We start from the raw sequence: 1,283 nt of genomic DNA, 5'->3' as shown, positions 1-1,283 counted from the left end.
GTATCGTTAACTTTTTTAAAATAGTCAAGGTCTAAAAAAACGACGGCAAAATTGTGCCCATACCTCTCAAACTCAGCCTCTTTAATATTCATCAGATTATCCAATGCCCTCTTATTGTAGAGCTTTGTTAAAAAATCCTCTTTTGACTCATCTCTTGCGCGCTGAAGCTCCTCCTCGAGATATTCTATTTTTTTGCTAAGCAGATTTACTTCACTACTGTGCTTTTTCAGATCCCTTGTAAGTGACTGGGTGTTCTTCTCCAGAGCTACGGCAATAGCATATATTTTTTTATGTGCGACACTAAAATTTGTAATCGTTTTTTCATTATACCCCTCAAGCTCTTTTTTAATCTTTTGTATCTCTGTAGTTGAGCTATCGGAGCTCTCTATCATCTCTATAAGCCTCAGAGAGAGTTTGTCAAGCACACCGTCAATAGACTCTATCATCTCTTTGACGCTCTGTTTGTCAAGCGCTATTCTAAGAGCTATCGCAGACCTTATCTCAGACTCAACCAAAGCATTCTGCAAGAGTTCCGGGTTATTTTTAATCCTCTGGCTAATATCTGCAATCTTATCGTTTATACTTGATGCGATTGATGGAGTCAAGGATGAGACTAACAGCGAAGCGATAGCAGAGAGTTCTGCCGAACCTAATGGTTTGTCACATAAATTGGTTAGATTTAAATTTTCTACTGTTGCTTTAAGGTTGCTACTATCGACGTCACCAAGCGCTTTTAGTTTCTGCAAAAATGTGTCGTCATAGGTAGTTATAAAATTTATCCAAAGCTGCCTAAACTGGTCTATCTCCGCAACCGAAGGCTCTCTGTTTAGAAGCTCAATACTTTTTTTTGCAAGTTCAGTCGCCTCTTTGTTGTGCAGAACCTCTATAACCTGAAGTACCCTTCTGGTAAAAACAGTCTGAGATTCAAATAGGTTTGCACAGTGAGTCGGGTTTGTTCTGTTTAATTTTGAGATTAAAAAGCGGGAGAGTTCAGAGATATTTTTAATATGATATTTTTTCAGCTCATCCTGAAACTCTTTGTTTAAAGATGCGGTAAATTTCTCCAGTTTTGAGCAATCTTCCGTTGCAAAACCTGCTTTTGCCGCCTCTTTGCAGAACGCTTCGGCATAAAAATCAGGCGTTAAAAGCTTCCCCTCCAACTCTAATCTTTTTACGGCTTTTTTTATGATAGTCTGAATATTCATAACCACTCCTTATTTTTTTACCCGAGCTCCCTCGGCGGAGACCTGTGCAACAAATGACTTGATGGCTCTTTGTGCGGC

1 protein-coding gene is annotated in these 1,283 nt (G+C 39.1%); it reads right to left on the bottom strand.

Annotated features, from left to right (window positions below):
• Positions 1 to 1,205: diguanylate cyclase (locus RQ763_RS11755; RefSeq protein WP_314153181.1), on the bottom strand; the 1,205-nt coding region annotated here is incomplete at its 3' end.
• Between the last annotated feature and the right edge of the window lie 78 nt (positions 1,206 to 1,283).

Origin of the sequence: Sulfurimonas sp. (assembly GCF_032250635.1) — a bacterium.
In the GTDB taxonomy this organism is placed as follows: domain Bacteria; phylum Campylobacterota; class Campylobacteria; order Campylobacterales; family Sulfurimonadaceae; genus Sulfurimonas.
The sequence above is the reverse complement of the archived record's forward strand: the minus strand, read 5'-3'. Positions and strand labels throughout refer to the sequence as shown.